The sequence below is a fragment of the Minwuia sp. IMCC3060 genome (assembly GCF_029909435.1).
GTDB lineage: Bacteria > Pseudomonadota > Alphaproteobacteria > Minwuiales > Minwuiaceae > Minwuia.
In genome coordinates, this window is record NZ_CP123782.1 from 4,011,882 (window position 1) to 4,026,113 (window position 14,232).

Below are 14,232 nucleotides of genomic sequence, written 5' to 3' on the forward strand. Positions count from 1 at the left end.
CATGTTTGCGCAACGGTCACCGGTACGTCCCGCATACCCTCCGCCCGCAAACGGTCCTATGATCGTCCCGAGTGCCGTTCGGCACAGCGGCGCCTGCCCGCTCCCCCACCCGGCCACCCATTGAGGATACTGCCGTGGGTGGCCGGGTGGGGGAGCGGGCCGGTGCCGCAAGAAGCGACCACGACAATCCGGGAGGGATGAAGACCATGGGGACCAGAGCCTTGCACCACGCATCGGCGTTGCAGATTGCTGCCGCCATCCGCGATGGCGAGACCAGCGCGGCGGAGATGCTGGAGGTCTTCATCGACCGGACGGAGCGGCTGAACCCGGCGATCAACGCGGTCATCGCCACGGACTATGCGGCGGCGCGGGAGGCGGCGGCGGGGCTGGACCAGCTCAACCGGCGCGGCTATCGCCTCGGCCCCTTCCACGGCGTGCCGATGACGGTGAAGGAAAGCTACAATGTGACCGGGCTGCAGACCACCTGGGGCGACACCGGCTACATCGGCAATGTTGCCACCGCCGACGCGGTCGTGGTGGAGCGGATCAAGCGCCAGGGCGCGGTGGTCTTCGGCAAGACCAACGTACCGCTGAACCTGACCGACTGGCAGTCCTACAATGATGTCTATGGCAGCACCGGCAACCCCTGGAACCCGGAGCGCACGCCGGGCGGATCGTCGGGCGGTTCGGCGGCGGCGCTGGCGGCGGGACTGACGGGGCTGGAATTCGGCTCCGACATCGGGGCCTCCATCCGCAACCCGGCGCATTACTGCGGTGTCTTCGGGCACAAGCCGACCTGGGGCATCGTGCCTCCGCGCGGCCATGGCAAGGTGGTGTCGAACCAGCCGAGCGACGTGGCCGTCTGCGGCCCGCTGGCCCGTTCCGCCGCGGATCTGGAGGCGGCACTGCTGGCCGTCGCCGGGGCCGACCCGGTCTATGGGGAGGGCTGGCACCTGACCCTGCCGCAGCCGAAGAAGGACGATCTGGGTGATTTCCGCGTGGCGCTGATGCTCGACTCCCCGGCCTCGGAGGTGGACGAGGAGGTGAAGACAAAGCTGCTCACCCTGGCCGACCAGCTGCGCAAGGCAGGCGTCACGGTGGACGAGCGTGACCCGTTCGAGGTCGACTGGCTGCAGTATCACGAGGACTATTTCCGCCTGTTCCGCCCCGTCACCCACAGCCGCCTGCCGAAGGAAGTCTTCGACGGCTGGCTGGCGCAGCGTCCCGGCATCGCCGACGACGACCGCAGCTACAACGGCATGAACATCAAGGCGGCGACCGAGTCCTACTACGAATGGGCCGCTGCCGACCGCCGCCGCTATGGCTACCGCGACCAGTGGAACGGCTTCTTCCGGGACTACGACCTGCTGCTTTGCCCCGCCGCCGCCTCCGCCGCCTTCCCGCGGGAGGAGGGCATCCCGCGCGAGCACCGCATGATCACCGTCAACGGCCATGAGGTCGAATATAACGACCAGCTCTTCTGGGCCGGTATCTCGGGTTCCGTCTATCTGCCCGGCACCGTCGCCCCGCTGGGCCCGGGCGGCACCACGGGCCTGCCCGTCGGCGTCCAGATCATCGGCCCCTGGATGGGCGACCTCACCACCATCCGCTTCGCCGGCCTGATCGAGGAAGCCTTCGGCGGCTGCCACGTACCGCCGGGGTTCGAGTGAGGGGGCAGCCTCTTCCCGACTGACGCTTCCTGAAGTGCTCGAAACCGCACGCCGGGAGGCGCGGCAGAAAGGCCTGCTGCGTGACGCGGGTTGACCTCACCGCTGACGCGGAACGCGACCTGATCGGTATCTATCTCTACAGCGCGGAACAGTTCGGTCCGGCTATGGCGGAGCGGTATTCAGAGACGCTGAATGCAAGGATCATGTTCGTGGCCGAGCACCACACTGTCGGGTCCGACTACGGCTCCATCCGGGCGAACCTGCACTGCTGAACCTGTCAGGAATTCGGGCGTGGCTGCCGTGGTTTGCACGGCAGCCCCTTTTGGTCAGACTTTGCAGCAGGGACGCCAGGCCGGAACGCTGAAGGGTCGGCTTACTTGGCCAGCGCCACGTCGCGGGGTCCGGCGAAGTCGAGCAGACCGATGCACGGGACGTCGCTGTCGCAACGGTCGGCGTGGGGTACTCCGCCTCTCACGAGCGAGTAATCTCCTGCCCCAGTCGCGACTTCGGTGCCATCGGCCTCGATGTGCACCCAGTTGCCCTGAATGGTCATGCCTCGATAATCACTGGTGTGCGTGTGCATCGGCAGCGCCACGCCAGGGCCCATCTTGAAGAACCAACGTGCACCGGTTTCGTCGTCGCCCCAGAGATGGGCAAGCTGCACGCCGGGGATCGGGGCTTCGAACCATTCAACATTGTCGAGCGCAACATGGTGCTTCGTACTGTGGGTGTCGTCTGCAACGGCTGCTGTCGCAATGAGGGCCACCACTGTGGCGCACAAGATCGGTTTCATCATCGGGTTTCTCCTGTTCTGGTGGTCAGTGTGTTGGTAGTTTCGCGGGCGTCCTTGCCGACATGGCGCTCCGTCAGATCGAGTGCGGCGCGCTGTCAGGCGGCATCTGATCCTGGTGCTGTACTGGTCCTTCTTCCGGTGGCTTGAGTTTTTTGTTACCGATTGGTATCAATATAGACAGGGCTGCGTCAATAAATAAATACCATGCGGTAACAAATGAGTGACCCCGATCAGAAGCCGGCCCGTGGTCGCCCACGCAAGATGAGCAGCGACGCCGTGCTCGACGTTGCGATGAATGCGTACTGGGATAACGATCCGGTCGATGTGTCCGTGAACGCGATCTGCCAGATGGCGGATGTGTCCAAACCGTCGATCTATCGGACTTTCGGCAGCGAAGACGGGCTGACATCTGCAGCGCTGGCGCGATATGCAGAACAAGTGCTGTCAGACGTATTCGCGATCCTGCAAAGCGGTGCAGACATGCCGACGGTGCTTGATGCGCTTGTCGACTTTGCCTGCGCTGACCCGCGCATGGAAACGGGCTGCCTCTTCAACAAGATGCGCGCGGGCAAGCACCGTTTGGGGCCGGACACACGTGCGAGAGTCGACGAGATCGGCGCAGCTGCGTTGGCAGGCTACGCTGATTTTCTGCAGGCCCGCCGCGATGCAGGTGAGTGGGCCGGGCCGATATCAGTAGAGGCGGGCGCACAATACCTGAGCGAGCAGATCGCACTTGCATTCACACAGCGGGGCTCGGGCGTGGATCCGGATAACATCCGGAACATGCTGGGACTGGCGCTCTCGGTCTTGCGGCAGCAGCCCACCGAAACACCGGATTGATGCGGCAGCATACGGCGGTGCTGGCTTTCTGGTTCGGTTACCTGAGCACTGGCGTTCGGCCACGCTGGTTCGAGGCCGATATCGTCGTTGACCGGAATGCTGCGACTTGCGCGACGCTAAATGAAACACGTCGCGAGACAGTCGTTGGTTGATTCTGCAGCATTCACTTCTCCAGGAGTGAGGTTGCCATCCACCTTGTTCTGCGGAGCCTTCGTCTTTGGCCCCCCACTCATATTCACCCCCTCCCCACCACCAACCGATACCCCAGATCGCAACTCTCCATCCCCAGCAGATCCCCGTATCTCGCCTCCCACGCCCCCGTCTCCAGATCGTGCGCCAGCGGTGCCAGTTTCGCGTCCACATCCTCTATTGCCCAGAAACACGAGATGGCGGCGCGGATGCGGGGGTCGAGTTCGCCAAGCGCATGCACATCAGCGCCTCGACTATCACGAGAATGGCGGCACCGATGGAGAAGCCCGGTCTGATCGAACGCCACACGGACGAACGCGACGCGAGACTGGCCTTCATGGTCATTACGCATGCGGGAAGAGAGAAGCTGTCCGAGGCCCGCGCGACCTTCGCCAAGCAAGCAGGCTACCTGTTTGACGAACGTTGGGATGAGGCTACTCTCAACCAGTCTTCAACCGAGTTGCATCGTCTCGTATCAGGTTCGGTAAGCAATCTCACCTGACCATACGCGGTCGAAGATCGTGAGGATCGAAACCGCAAAGGTGGCGATGAGCCCATCATCTCTGAACGGATAATACCCTTGATACACTTGATTAGCGGTTCCACAGAGGTGGTTCGGTTCGTTTGAACAGTTTCGAGCCGTTTCTTAGGTGGATTTTCCGCTTGGTTATGCCGCCACCGGGATTGGTTGCAACTTGATGTGATATGCCTGATCGGGCGTTTGCCCTTCCAGCGATGAATGCGGTCTCCTTGTGTTGTAGAAGGCCAGGTATCGGTCGATGCCCTGTCGGGCGGCTGACACGCTTTCATAGGCGTGCAGATAGACCTCCTCGTATTTGACGCTGCGCCAGAGCCGTTCGACAAACACGTTATCGCGCCAAGCGCCCTTGCCATCCATGCTGATCTGGATGTCGGCGTCCTTCAGCGCCTTGATGAAGTCAATGGACGTGAACTGTGATCCTTGGTCCGAGTTCATGATCTCCGGCTTGCCATATCTGCGCAGGGCATCATTCAAGGCCTCCAGACACGGCGCTGTTTCCAGCGTCACCGACAGCCGCCAGGCCAGAACCTTGCGGCTGAACCAGTCCAGAACGGCGACCAGATAGACGAACCCTCGGGCCATGGGAATGTAGGTAATATCCATGGCCCAGACCTGATTGGGCTGCGTCACGGCCAGCTTGCGCAGCAGGTAGGGATAGATCCTGTGACCGGGCGCAGGCTTGCTGGTGTTCGGTCTGCGATAGAGCGCCTCAATGCCCATCGTTTTCATGCAGGTTGCCACGTGCAGCCGCCCGGCCGTGAAGCCTTCCTGCCGCAGCAACCCTTTCATCATACGGCTGCCCGCGAACGGGTAGTCCATGTGCAACTCGTCAATTCTGCGCATAAGCTTGAGGTCCGCCGCACTGGTCGGGCGCGGCGCGTAATACAGGCTGCCCCGGCTGATCCCGAGAAGCCGGGCTTGCCGTGTCAGGCTCAGCCTGTGGTCCGGGCCCGTCATTTCCTTGCGCTCGGCAACAGACCGGCCTTGTCGAGCGCGCCCTCTAAAAAATCGTTTTCCAGCGCCAGCTGGCCAATCTTCGCGTGCAGGGACTTTACGTCGATCTGCGGCTCTTTCGCGGCCTTTGGCGTGTCATCGAAGACACCCGTTACGCCCTCAAGCAGCTGATCCTTCCACTGCTTGATCTGATTGGGATGCAGGTCGAACTGCGTCGCCAGCTCGCTCATCGTCCTGTCGCCCTTCAGCGCCGCCAATGCGACTTTCGCTTTGAAGGCAGGGCTGTGGTTCCGCCTGGGTCGTCTTGTCATCTTCGCTCCTTCGTCCCGGCAACGCTGCCGGATTGGGAGCAGAAAATCCACCTAACTCAACTGTCCAGATTTGTCGGGCCACCTCTCACTGGCGCTGGCAAAACGACGTACGCTCAAGCTTTGGCGAACGAAGTCGATGGGTTCGTTTTCTCGATCGATAAGTGGATGATTACGTTGTTTGGCGATGATACTCCCGAAGAGCTTACTCCGGCGTGGTTCATGCCAAGAGTCGAGCGTTGCGAGGAGCATATCAGGTCGCAGATTATCAGACTTGCGGACTTGAATGTCCCGTCGATTCTCGATCTCGGGTTTCAGCGGAAGGACCATCGAATCAGCTACTATACGTTCGCCGGAGAACACGGCCTTGCGGTCAAGCTTCACGTGCTCGACTTTCCGGTCGCTGTTCGTTGGGGTCGCGTCGAGCGACGTAACGCAAGCCCAGATAGAGACGGATCGCTGAAGGTGTCCCGGCCGATGTTTGATTACATCGAGACAATCTGGGAAGCTCCTGACCAGAATGAGCTTGCACGGGCTTGACCGCGAACGCCAACCGGTCGCTTCGTCCGCGCAGCAGACCTTGGTGGCCCGCTGAGTTGTCGCTTGAAAATGTCATGATTGCTGGTTGCCGTAGGTGAATGGCAGCGATCAGAGTGCATCCCGTAAAGCCTTCGTTCCCCGGAACCCCACTTCCTGCGCTCACCCCCTCCCCACCACCAACCGATACCCCAGATCGCAACTCTCCAACTCCAGCAAATGCCCGTACTTCTCCCCCCACGCCCCCGTCTCCAGGTCGCGCGCCAGCCGCTCCAGTTTCGCCTCCAAACTCTCTATTGCCCAGAAACACGAAATGGCGGCGCGGATGCGGGGGTCGAGGTAGGCGGTGGGGCGGCGCCAGTAGGCGGCGAGGAAGCCGTCGGCGCAGTCGTGCGGGATCGGGACCGGGGTGATCCGTACCGGGCCGAGGGCGGCGGCATAGGCGCTCATGGGCGGCATCTGGGCGGCGTCGATGGTGATGAGCTCCGGCAGGTAGTCGGTCAGCCAGAAGCCCCGGTGGGTGGGGTCGAAGGTCAGGATCACGGTGGGGCCGCGTGACACCCGGCGCAGTTCCGCCAGGCCCTTCGGCTGGTCGGACCAGTGGTGCACGGTCAGCACCGCCATCACGGCGTCGAAGGCCTTGTCTGCGAACGGCAGATCCTCCGCAAAGCCCCGGATCACGGGGGCGGCGCCGGCGGGGCGCTGGCGGATCATGGCGATGGAGGGTTCCAGGGCGGTGACGGTGCGGTGTGTCGGCTCGTAGGACCCCGTCCCGGCGCCGACGTTCAGCACCGTGGCCGCGTCACCCAGCGCGGCGCCGATCGCCGCCCCGATCCGCGGGTCCGGCTGGCGCAGGTTGGCGTAATTGATGCCGATGGTGTCATAGGCCGCAGGCATGTCGCCGGTCTCCCGTCTCCGGTCAGGTCACGGCCGATCTGGTCGCCACCCGCGCCAGTGCATTGCGCGAGATCAGGATGTGAAACGGCATGATCGCGCGCAGGTAGAGACGGCCGCCCAGATTGTGCGGATGTACCCAGGTGGCGAGAAACACCCGCCCCTCCCGCGACTGCACGGAGACCCGGAAGTTCAGGTGCCGGTCGTTGAAGCCGGCGATGATCTCCTCCGCCGATTCCGTCTCGACGGGGAAGATGCCGATGCTGTCCCGCGTCCTGGGGCCTTCGCTTGCCAGACCGAAAGGTGCGGTCAGCATCCCGCGCAGGCGCATCAGGAACTGCACCCAGCCGGGAAAGCTGGTGATGATCTCCGCCGCCTGGCGGGGCGCCAGGTCGGAGGCCACGGCATAGCAGTCCAGGAAATCCGCGGGGGCGGTCCGTTGGTGCAACAGGCTCTGCGCCGGCAGGGGTGTCGCGGTCACGTCAGGGCGGCGGTTCATCTGCGGAACTCCGGCATTGCCTGATACTCCGTGTGACTATGGGCCGGATGCCCGCCGATTGCATTTCCCGTTTCAGCGCCATAACAACGCAGCGGGACAGGGAGCACGTGATCCGGTTCGCGGCGACAGGGCGGGGAGTGACAAGGCATGGATGAAACCGATGAGCGGCCCTTCTTTCACGAAGGCATGCGCGCCCTGCAGGACCAGATGGACGGGCGGCGGACGGCGGATGCCATCGTGGCGGCGGCGCGCCATTTCGAGTTCTCGGAGGCCGACCGGAAGCTGATCACGGAGGCCCCCTGCGTCTTCATCGCCAGCGCCTGGAAGGAGCATGTGGACTGCAGCATGAAGTCCGGTGACCCGGGCTTCGTGAAGATCGTCGGGCCGGGCGTGCTCGAATATCCCGAATATGACGGCAATTCGATGTACCGCACCCTGGGGAACATCCGGCAGAACCCGAACATAGGCCTGCTGTTCGTGAAGTTCGACGGGCGGACCCTGCGGATGCGGATCAAGGGCCGCGCCACGATCCTGCAGGATGCCGAGAGCCTGTCGCGCCATCACGGGGCGCGGTTCGTGGTGCGCGTTGACTGCGAGATCTATCCCAACTGCACCCGCTACATCCCGGATTTCGAACAGGGCACGCCCGCGCGGCACGTCCCGCGTCCGGGGCAGGGCACACCGCCGGTGCCGAGCTGGAAGAAGATGCCCGAATTCCGCGACAGCCTGCCCCGCGATGATCCGCACCGCGACATGCTTGACGACGACTGACCGCACGGGCAATCGGTGCACGGGCCAGGCACAGGTAAAGGTACGGGCACCTTGGGGGGAGGAGACACGGACATGCAGCATCCATACGGAGATCTGATCGGCTTTCGTTTCACGGCGCAGGGGCAGGGCACCAGCACCATGGAACTGGAGGTGCGCGAGGACCTGATGAACCCGCACGGCGTCGTGCATGGCGCGGCGCTCTATTCGCTGGCGGATACCGGCATGGGCGCCGCGCTGTACGGTTTGCTGGAGAAAGGCGAGAGCTGCGCCACCATCAATTGCGCCATCAGCTATTTCCGGGGCGTGACCGGCGGAACGCTGACCTGCACCACGAAGGTCACCAACAAGGGGCGCAGCGTCGCCACGCTGGACTCCGAGATCTGGAACGACGGCAAGCTCGCCGCCACCGCACACGGCCAGTTCTCCATCTTCCAGCGCCGGTAGGGCGGTTATTGCGGTCCGGCCATCGGCACCTGAGCGGCACGCCTGGGTACCCGGGTCAAGCCCGGGCACGACGTGGTTGGGTGTGGTCAAGTCGTCTCTCCCTATCCACCCCATCAGGACGCCCGCGGACTTGATCCGCGGGCCCAGTCCTCCACATCTGCGCGGCGCTCCCGGATACCCGGCTGAGGGAGAGGGATGGAACAGACCACCCGAAGCGCCTCAGCCCTTCGCCTTGGCCGCGAAGAAGGCGTCGATGAAACCCTGCGGTTCGCCCTTCGCGAAGGCTTCCTGCTGCCCCAGCACGGCGGCGCGGAAGGCTTCGTCGAAACCCTTCAGCGCCACTTCCCGGAACCGCAGCTTGGTGCGCGCCCAGGCGGTGGGCAGCTTGGCCGCGAGCTGGCCGGCGAGGTCGCAGGCGGTGGGGACGACGTCCTCCGGCGCGACGACACGGTTCAGCAGGCCAAGCCGTTCCGCCTCCCCCGCGTCCATCAGCCGTCCGGTCATCGACAGCTCCTGGTTCATCGACCAGCCGAGATGCAGGCTCATCCAGTAGGAACCCATGACACTGGGAATCCCGGCATTGATCTCCGGCTGGCCGAGGCGGACGCCGGGATGGGCGACGCGCAGGTCGGAGACCAGGCTCAACTGGAACCCGCCGCCGGTGGCAACCCCGTTCAGGGCGGCGATGACCGGCTTCTCCGTCATCAGGATCTGCCGATAGCAGTTGCAGACCCGCCCGAACCATTCCTCCACCTCATGCACCTGCACGTCGCGGGCTTCCTGCAGGTCGACACCGGCGCAGAACGACCGGTCCCCGGCGCCGGTCAGCACGATTCCCTTCACCGCCGGGTCGGCATCCAGCCGGATCAGGGCCGCGGCAAGCCCCCGCGCCAGATCGGCGCTGATGGCATTCAGGGCGTCGGGCCGGTTCAGGATCAGCAGGGCGATCTCCCCCCGCATTTCGGTCGTGACGGCGTTGTTCATGCGTGTTCTCCCCTTCGGCATGGCGCGCGCCATCCTTGCGCCGCACAGGGCGGGATGCAATGTGACACCGGGTGGAAGCCGATATCCGCGAACGTCATCGCCGACCCGGACCAGTGCTTCCCCGCGACCCGGAGTTTCCGGCCCTTTCCATCGCGCGTTCGAGGATGGGAATGATGGCCGGGTCCAGGGTCTGCGCCACGTTGAAACGCATGAAACCGCTGGCCGCGTCACCGGGGCTGAAGGCATTGCCCGGTGCCAGCACGACATGCTCCCGCAGGGCCGCGCGGGCAACATCGGCGGCATCCAGCCCGTCGGGCAGGCGGCACCAGAGGAACATTCCGGCCCCCGGTTCGATCCATGGCTTCAGGCCCAGCGGGCGGAGCCGCCTGCTGACCGTCTCCATCGCCGTCGCCAGGCGGGTGCGCAGGCCGCCGGTGTGCCTGCGCCAGGCCCCGTCCTGCAGCACGGCCAGCACCAGTTCAGCCGACAGGGCCGCGCCGCCGAAGGAGGTCGCGATCCGCAGGTCCACCAGTTCGCTGATCCAGTCCTGCCGCGCGGCAATGAAACCGGTGCGCACCGCCGCCGACAGGGACTTGGAGAAGCTGCCGATGTGAATGACCCGCGCCAGCCCGTCGAAGGCGGCCAGCCGGGGCGCCGGTTCATGCTCGAAGTCGGCGAAGATGTCATCCTCGATGATGATCAGATCATGGGTTTCCGCCTGTTTCAGAACCCGGTGGGCGACGACGGGTGACAGGGTCGCGCCGGTCGGATTCTGCAGCGCCGAGTTGGTGATGTAGAGACGCGGCGCATGATGTTTCAGGGCCTGTTCGAACCGGACCAGGTCAGGGCCGTCCGGGGTATAGGGCACACCGGCAACCTTCACCTGATGCGCACGCAGCATGGCGTGGAAGTTGAAGTAGCAGGGGTCGTCCACCAGAACGGTATCGCCTGGCTGCAGCAGGAACCGGCAGAGCAGGTCGATGGCCTGGGTGCCCGACTCGGTCAGCATGATCTGGCCGGGTGCCGCTGCCACGCCCCGTTCCGCCAGCCGTCGCGAAAGCACCTGCCTCAGCCCCGGAAGGCCCAGCGGAGTGCTGTAGTCCGTCAGGCGGAAATCGGCAGCGCGCGCGACCCGGCGCAGGGCACGGCGGATCTCCGCCTCCGGCATCCAGGATGGGGGCAGCCAGCCGCAACCCGGTTTCGGTGTGGCTTCGTCCGCGTCCAGCGATTGCCGCGCGATCCAGAGCGGATCGACATCCCGCTCCAGCTCCGGCGCGGTGTCGGCGATGGAGAAGGGGGGCGGGTGCCCGGCGACATAGAAGCCCGAACCCCGGCGGGACCGGATCACGCCCTCCGCCACCAGCCGGTCATAGGCATCGACGACGGTGGAGCGGGACACCCCCATCCGGTCGGCCTGACCCCTGATCGAGGGCAGCCGCATGCCCGGTGTCATCTGGCGGCTGGCGATCTGCTGTCGGACCGTCTGCATCACCTGCCCGACAAGGGAGATCGGTCCGGCCGGGGAATCCGTCGCCCCCTGAGCGTCACGTTCGAAGGTCATCTGTATTGCCATTTGTTCCAGTACAGTATGTCCTGATTGTACTGGACTGTATCTGGCGTGACCATCTCCCCCGACCCAATGTCCGGGCGAGACAAGGGGGAAGTCCCGGATGGACAGTCGGTCAGCAGCATGGATCTACGGGTTCGCCGGTGTCGCCATATTCAGCGGCAGCCTGCCGGCCACGCGGGTGGCCGTCGCGGATTTCGATCCGGTGTTCCTGACGCTGGTGCGCGCGGCGATTGCCGGTCTCGTCGGCGGTGCCTGTCTGCTGTTGCTGCGGCAGGACCGTCCGGGTCGCGGTGACATGCTGTCCCTGCTGATCACGACGCTGGGTGTGGTCATCGGGTTCCCCCTGCTGACCGCCCTGGCGCTGCAGCGGATCACGTCGGCGCATTCCATGCTCTTCATCGGACTGCTGCCGCTGGCCACCGCCATCTTTGCCGTGGTGCGGGCCGGGGACCGGCCACGCCCGGCATTCTGGCTGTTCTCCGTCATCGGGGCGGTGCTGGTTGCCGGATTTGCCCTGACGGAGGATCTCTCCGCCTCCTGGAGCGGTGACCTGCTGATGCTTGCGGCGATTCTGGTCTGCGGGCTCGGCTATGCGGAGGGGGCGAAGCTCTCCCGCGCCCTGGGGGGCTGGCAGGTGATCAGCTGGGCGCTGGTACTGGCACTGCCGGTGATGCTGCCGCTGGCGCTGCTGGCGCAGCCGGACAGCTACGCCGGGATCGCGCCTCCGGCCTGGCTTGCGCTCGGCTATGTCTCCCTTTTCAGCATGCTGATCGGGTTCGTGTTCTGGTACCGCGGTCTGGCGCAGGGCGGCATTGCGGCGGTGGGGCAACTGCAGTTGCTGCAGCCCTTCATGGGGCTGATGCTGGCGGCGGGACTGCTGGGCGAGGACGTCAGTCCGGCCCTGGGCCTTGTCTGTCTGGCCGTGGTGGCCTGTGTCGTCGGGGCGCGCCGTTTCGCGTGAGGCCCGCCGCTGACGGGATTGTCGCCGGGGGGCCCTTTGGTCAAAGATGCGACAGCGATCAGAGGGGAGGCACGATCATGACGGAACAGGCGCAGGATGCGGGATTCACGCTGGCGCAGGCGCGCGAGGCTGCGGAGACATGGTTCGCGCCCTGGGTGAAGGACCTGGGGCTCGAGGTGGAGGAAATCCGGCCGGGCTTCGTGCGGGTCCGGCTGCCGAACAATGGGCGGCTGAACCGGGTCGGCGGCATCCTGTCGGGCCAGGCCATGATGGCGGTGGCCGATACCGCGATGGTCTTCGCCGTCCGCTCGGCGCTGCGGGGGGAGGCCGACATCGCGACCGTACAGCAATCCACCAGCTTCTTCCGCGCCGTTGCCGATACGGACCTGATCTGCGAGGCGCAGGTCACCAAGGAAGGGCGCAGCATGATGTTCGGCGACTGCACCCTCTATGCGGACGGTCAGCAGGCGAAACCGGCCGCCCAGGCGACGCTGGTCTATGCGGTAATACCGAAACGAAAGTAGAAAAATACCGCAGAAGACCTTGTAACGGTATAAATACCTGTATATTGTTCCGGTATCACAACCGGAGGAATGACGCATGGGCAAGCCCCGATGTAGCGCGACAATTGAATTTGCAGTGGCTGCCACATGAAACTGCAGCACTCAATTTTACCGCTAACCAACTCCCATCGAGCGTCAAAACGGTTCCGTTCTAACCCCACCCAATAGCCGCTTGAACGGTCTCCAAACCTCATTCAGCCGTTGGATATGATCAGATCGTCGGATCTGGTCCATTTGCCCTTTGCAACGCTGCAGGATGTCGTCCTCTCTTTGAGGCACCCAACCTGGCCGATCCTACAACGCCACAAACATCAGACGCACACCGCTTAGGAACAGGGCAGCTGACAGCAATGCCGATATCACCCCCGACCATAGCCAACCATCGAGCCAACGGCCTACTGCCTTGATCTTTTGTCGGATGTCGGCGATCTCAGCCTTCACATCGTCAGTCAGAGGTGGCCCGACAAATCTGGACAGTTGAGTTAGGTGGATTTTCTGCTCCCAATCCGGCAGCGTTGCCGGGACGAAGGAGCGAAGATGACAAGACGACCCAGGCGGAACCACAGCCCTGCCTTCAAAGCGAAAGTCGCATTGGCGGCGCTGAAGGGCGACAGGACGATGAGCGAGCTGGCGACGCAGTTCGACCTGCATCCCAATCAGATCAAGCAGTGGAAGGATCAGCTGCTTGAGGGCGTAACGGGTGTCTTCGATGACACGCCAAAGGCCGCGAAAGAGCCGCAGATCGACGTAAAGTCCCTGCACGCGAAGATTGGCCAGCTGGCGCTGGAAAACGATTTTTTAGAGGGCGCGCTCGACAAGGCCGGTCTGTTGCCGAGCGCAAGGAAATGACGGGCCCGGACCACAGGCTGAGCCTGACACGGCAAGCCCGGCTTCTCGGGATCAGCCGGGGCAGCCTGTATTACGCGCCGCGCCCGACCAGTGCGGCGGACCTCAAGCTTATGCGCAGAATTGACGAGTTGCACATGGACTACCCGTTCGCGGGCAGCCGTATGATGAAAGGGTTGCTGCGGCAGGAAGGCTTCACGGCCGGGCGGCTGCACGTGGCAACCTGCATGAAAACGATGGGCATTGAGGCGCTCTATCGCAGACCGAACACCAGCAAGCCTGCGCCCGGTCACAGGATCTATCCCTACCTGCTGCGCAAGCTGGCCGTGACGCAGCCCAATCAGGTCTGGGCCATGGATATTACCTACATTCCCATGGCCCGAGGGTTCGTCTATCTGGTCGCCGTTCTGGACTGGTTCAGCCGCAAGGTTCTGGCCTGGCGGCTGTCGGTGACGCTGGAAACAGCGCCGTGTCTGGAGGCCTTGAATGATGCCCTGCGCAGATATGGCAAGCCGGAGATCATGAACTCGGACCAAGGATCACAGTTCACGTCCATTGACTTCATCAAGGCGCTGAAGGACGCCGACATCCAGATCAGCATGGATGGCAAGGGCGCTTGGCGCGATAACGTGTTTGTCGAACGGCTCTGGCGCAGCGTCAAATACGAGGAGGTCTATCTGCACGCCTATGAAAGCGTGTCAGCCGCCCGACAGGGCATCGACCGATACCTGGCCTTCTACAACACAAGGAGACCGCATTCATCGCTGGAAGGGCAAACGCCCGATCAGGCATATCACATCAAGTTGCAACCAATCCCGGTGGCGGCATAACCAAGCGGAAAATCCACCTAAGAAACGGCTCGAAACTG

Annotated in this window: 16 protein-coding genes; 10 read left to right on the top strand and 6 right to left on the bottom strand. The window is 63.9% G+C overall.

Translation table 11 applies throughout. The features are described from left to right. The first annotated feature begins 206 nt into the window (after positions 1-206). Together QGV54_RS18760 and QGV54_RS18765 are read left to right on the top strand one after the other, a co-directional pair. Positions 207-1,670, top strand: coding sequence for an amidase (locus QGV54_RS18760; RefSeq protein WP_281019120.1), 1,464 nt, complete (start codon positions 207-209; stop codon positions 1,668-1,670). 80 nt (positions 1,671-1,750) lie between these two features. After that, on the top strand, positions 1,751-1,942 hold the full coding sequence (locus QGV54_RS18765) for a type II toxin-antitoxin system RelE/ParE family toxin (RefSeq protein ID WP_281019119.1): 192 nt from the start codon (positions 1,751-1,753) through the stop codon (positions 1,940-1,942). 101 nt (positions 1,943-2,043) lie between these two features. On the opposite strand, the gene QGV54_RS18770 is transcribed toward QGV54_RS18765, so the two are convergent. Beyond that, a complete protein-coding gene (locus tag QGV54_RS18770; RefSeq protein ID WP_281019118.1) occupies positions 2,044-2,466 on the bottom strand; it encodes a cupin domain-containing protein in 423 nt (140 codons plus the stop codon). Positions 2,467-2,679: 213 nt separating this feature from the next. Between QGV54_RS18770 and QGV54_RS18775 the strand changes: the two genes are divergently transcribed. Together QGV54_RS18775 and QGV54_RS19865 are read left to right on the top strand one after the other, a co-directional pair. Then, entirely contained in the window at positions 2,680-3,303 is a 624-nt protein-coding gene (locus QGV54_RS18775; RefSeq protein ID WP_281019117.1) for a TetR/AcrR family transcriptional regulator, read from the top strand. 466 nt (positions 3,304-3,769) lie between these two features. After that, on the top strand, positions 3,770-3,994 hold the full coding sequence (locus QGV54_RS19865; protein WP_348638767.1) for a hypothetical protein: 225 nt from the start codon (positions 3,770-3,772) through the stop codon (positions 3,992-3,994). Between the two features lie 165 nt (positions 3,995-4,159). Here the strand turns inward: QGV54_RS19865 and QGV54_RS18785 are convergent. Continuing rightward, a protein-coding gene (locus tag QGV54_RS18785) for an IS3 family transposase (protein WP_281015974.1) occupies positions 4,160-5,298 on the bottom strand; the annotation gives its coding sequence in 2 pieces (ribosomal slippage) (positions 4,160-5,034 and positions 5,034-5,298; 1,140 coding nt in all). Between the two features lie 120 nt (positions 5,299-5,418). Here QGV54_RS18785 and QGV54_RS19870 point away from each other — a divergent pair. Then, entirely contained in the window at positions 5,419-5,835 is a 417-nt protein-coding gene (locus QGV54_RS19870; protein WP_348638768.1) for an AAA family ATPase, read from the top strand. Positions 5,836-5,994: 159 nt separating this feature from the next. On the opposite strand, the gene QGV54_RS18795 is transcribed toward QGV54_RS19870, so the two are convergent. Together QGV54_RS18795 and QGV54_RS18800 are read right to left on the bottom strand one after the other, a co-directional pair. Next, a complete protein-coding gene (locus QGV54_RS18795) occupies positions 5,995-6,729 on the bottom strand; it encodes a class I SAM-dependent methyltransferase (RefSeq protein ID WP_281020006.1) in 735 nt (244 codons plus the stop codon). Positions 6,730-6,751: 22 nt separating this feature from the next. Next, positions 6,752-7,225, bottom strand: a complete 474-nt coding sequence (locus tag QGV54_RS18800) for a DUF2867 domain-containing protein (protein WP_281019113.1) — start codon at positions 7,223-7,225, stop codon at positions 6,752-6,754. 147 nt (positions 7,226-7,372) lie between these two features. Between QGV54_RS18800 and QGV54_RS18805 the strand changes: the two genes are divergently transcribed. Both QGV54_RS18805 and QGV54_RS18810 read left to right on the top strand, forming a co-directional pair. Beyond that, complete coding sequence (locus QGV54_RS18805; RefSeq protein WP_281019112.1) at positions 7,373-7,996, top strand: pyridoxamine 5'-phosphate oxidase family protein; 624 nt, start codon at positions 7,373-7,375, stop codon at positions 7,994-7,996. A 72-nt stretch (positions 7,997-8,068) separates the two neighbouring features. Next, positions 8,069-8,440, top strand: coding sequence for a PaaI family thioesterase (locus QGV54_RS18810; protein WP_281019111.1), 372 nt, complete (start codon positions 8,069-8,071; stop codon positions 8,438-8,440). Between the two features lie 219 nt (positions 8,441-8,659). Here the strand turns inward: QGV54_RS18810 and QGV54_RS18815 are convergent, their stop codons facing one another. Further along, entirely contained in the window at positions 8,660-9,424 is a 765-nt protein-coding gene (locus QGV54_RS18815) for an enoyl-CoA hydratase/isomerase family protein (RefSeq protein ID WP_281019110.1), read from the bottom strand. Positions 9,425-9,518: 94 nt separating this feature from the next. After that, a complete protein-coding gene (locus tag QGV54_RS18820; protein ID WP_348637671.1) occupies positions 9,519-10,913 on the bottom strand; it encodes a PLP-dependent aminotransferase family protein in 1,395 nt (464 codons plus the stop codon). Between the two features lie 181 nt (positions 10,914-11,094). Between QGV54_RS18820 and QGV54_RS18825 the strand changes: the two genes are divergently transcribed. From QGV54_RS18825 to QGV54_RS18835, 3 genes are all read left to right on the top strand, one after another. Beyond that, entirely contained in the window at positions 11,095-11,955 is an 861-nt protein-coding gene (locus QGV54_RS18825) for a DMT family transporter (protein ID WP_281019108.1), read from the top strand. Between the two features lie 77 nt (positions 11,956-12,032). Then, positions 12,033-12,479, top strand: a complete 447-nt coding sequence (locus QGV54_RS18830) for a PaaI family thioesterase (protein ID WP_281019107.1) — start codon at positions 12,033-12,035, stop codon at positions 12,477-12,479. A 576-nt stretch (positions 12,480-13,055) separates the two neighbouring features. Then, a protein-coding gene (locus tag QGV54_RS18835) for an IS3 family transposase (RefSeq protein ID WP_281015974.1) occupies positions 13,056-14,194 on the top strand; the annotation gives its coding sequence in 2 pieces (ribosomal slippage) (positions 13,056-13,320 and positions 13,320-14,194; 1,140 coding nt in all). The last annotated feature ends 38 nt before the right edge of the window (positions 14,195-14,232 follow it).

Bases quoted from the DNA above. Each gene is read 5' to 3' on its own strand.
- QGV54_RS18805 (WP_281019112.1), top strand. From the start codon at position 7,373: ATGGATGAAACCGATGAGCGGCCCTTCTTTCACGAAGGCATGCGCGCC.
- QGV54_RS18820 (WP_348637671.1), bottom strand. From the start codon at position 10,913: ATGCAGACGGTCCGACAGCAGATCGCCAGCCGCCAGATGACACCGGGC.
- QGV54_RS18770 (WP_281019118.1), bottom strand. From the start codon at position 2,466: ATGATGAAACCGATCTTGTGCGCCACAGTGGTGGCCCTCATTGCGACA.
- QGV54_RS19865 (WP_348638767.1), top strand. From the start codon at position 3,770: ATGGAGAAGCCCGGTCTGATCGAACGCCACACGGACGAACGCGACGCG.
- QGV54_RS18825 (WP_281019108.1), top strand. From the start codon at position 11,095: ATGGACAGTCGGTCAGCAGCATGGATCTACGGGTTCGCCGGTGTCGCC.
- QGV54_RS18830 (WP_281019107.1), top strand. From the start codon at position 12,033: ATGACGGAACAGGCGCAGGATGCGGGATTCACGCTGGCGCAGGCGCGC.
- QGV54_RS18775 (WP_281019117.1), top strand. From the start codon at position 2,680: ATGAGTGACCCCGATCAGAAGCCGGCCCGTGGTCGCCCACGCAAGATG.
- QGV54_RS18760 (WP_281019120.1), top strand. From the start codon at position 207: ATGGGGACCAGAGCCTTGCACCACGCATCGGCGTTGCAGATTGCTGCC.
- QGV54_RS18800 (WP_281019113.1), bottom strand. From the start codon at position 7,225: ATGAACCGCCGCCCTGACGTGACCGCGACACCCCTGCCGGCGCAGAGC.
- QGV54_RS18795 (WP_281020006.1), bottom strand. From the start codon at position 6,729: ATGCCTGCGGCCTATGACACCATCGGCATCAATTACGCCAACCTGCGC.
- QGV54_RS18815 (WP_281019110.1), bottom strand. From the start codon at position 9,424: ATGAACAACGCCGTCACGACCGAAATGCGGGGGGAGATCGCCCTGCTG.
- QGV54_RS18810 (WP_281019111.1), top strand. From the start codon at position 8,069: ATGCAGCATCCATACGGAGATCTGATCGGCTTTCGTTTCACGGCGCAG.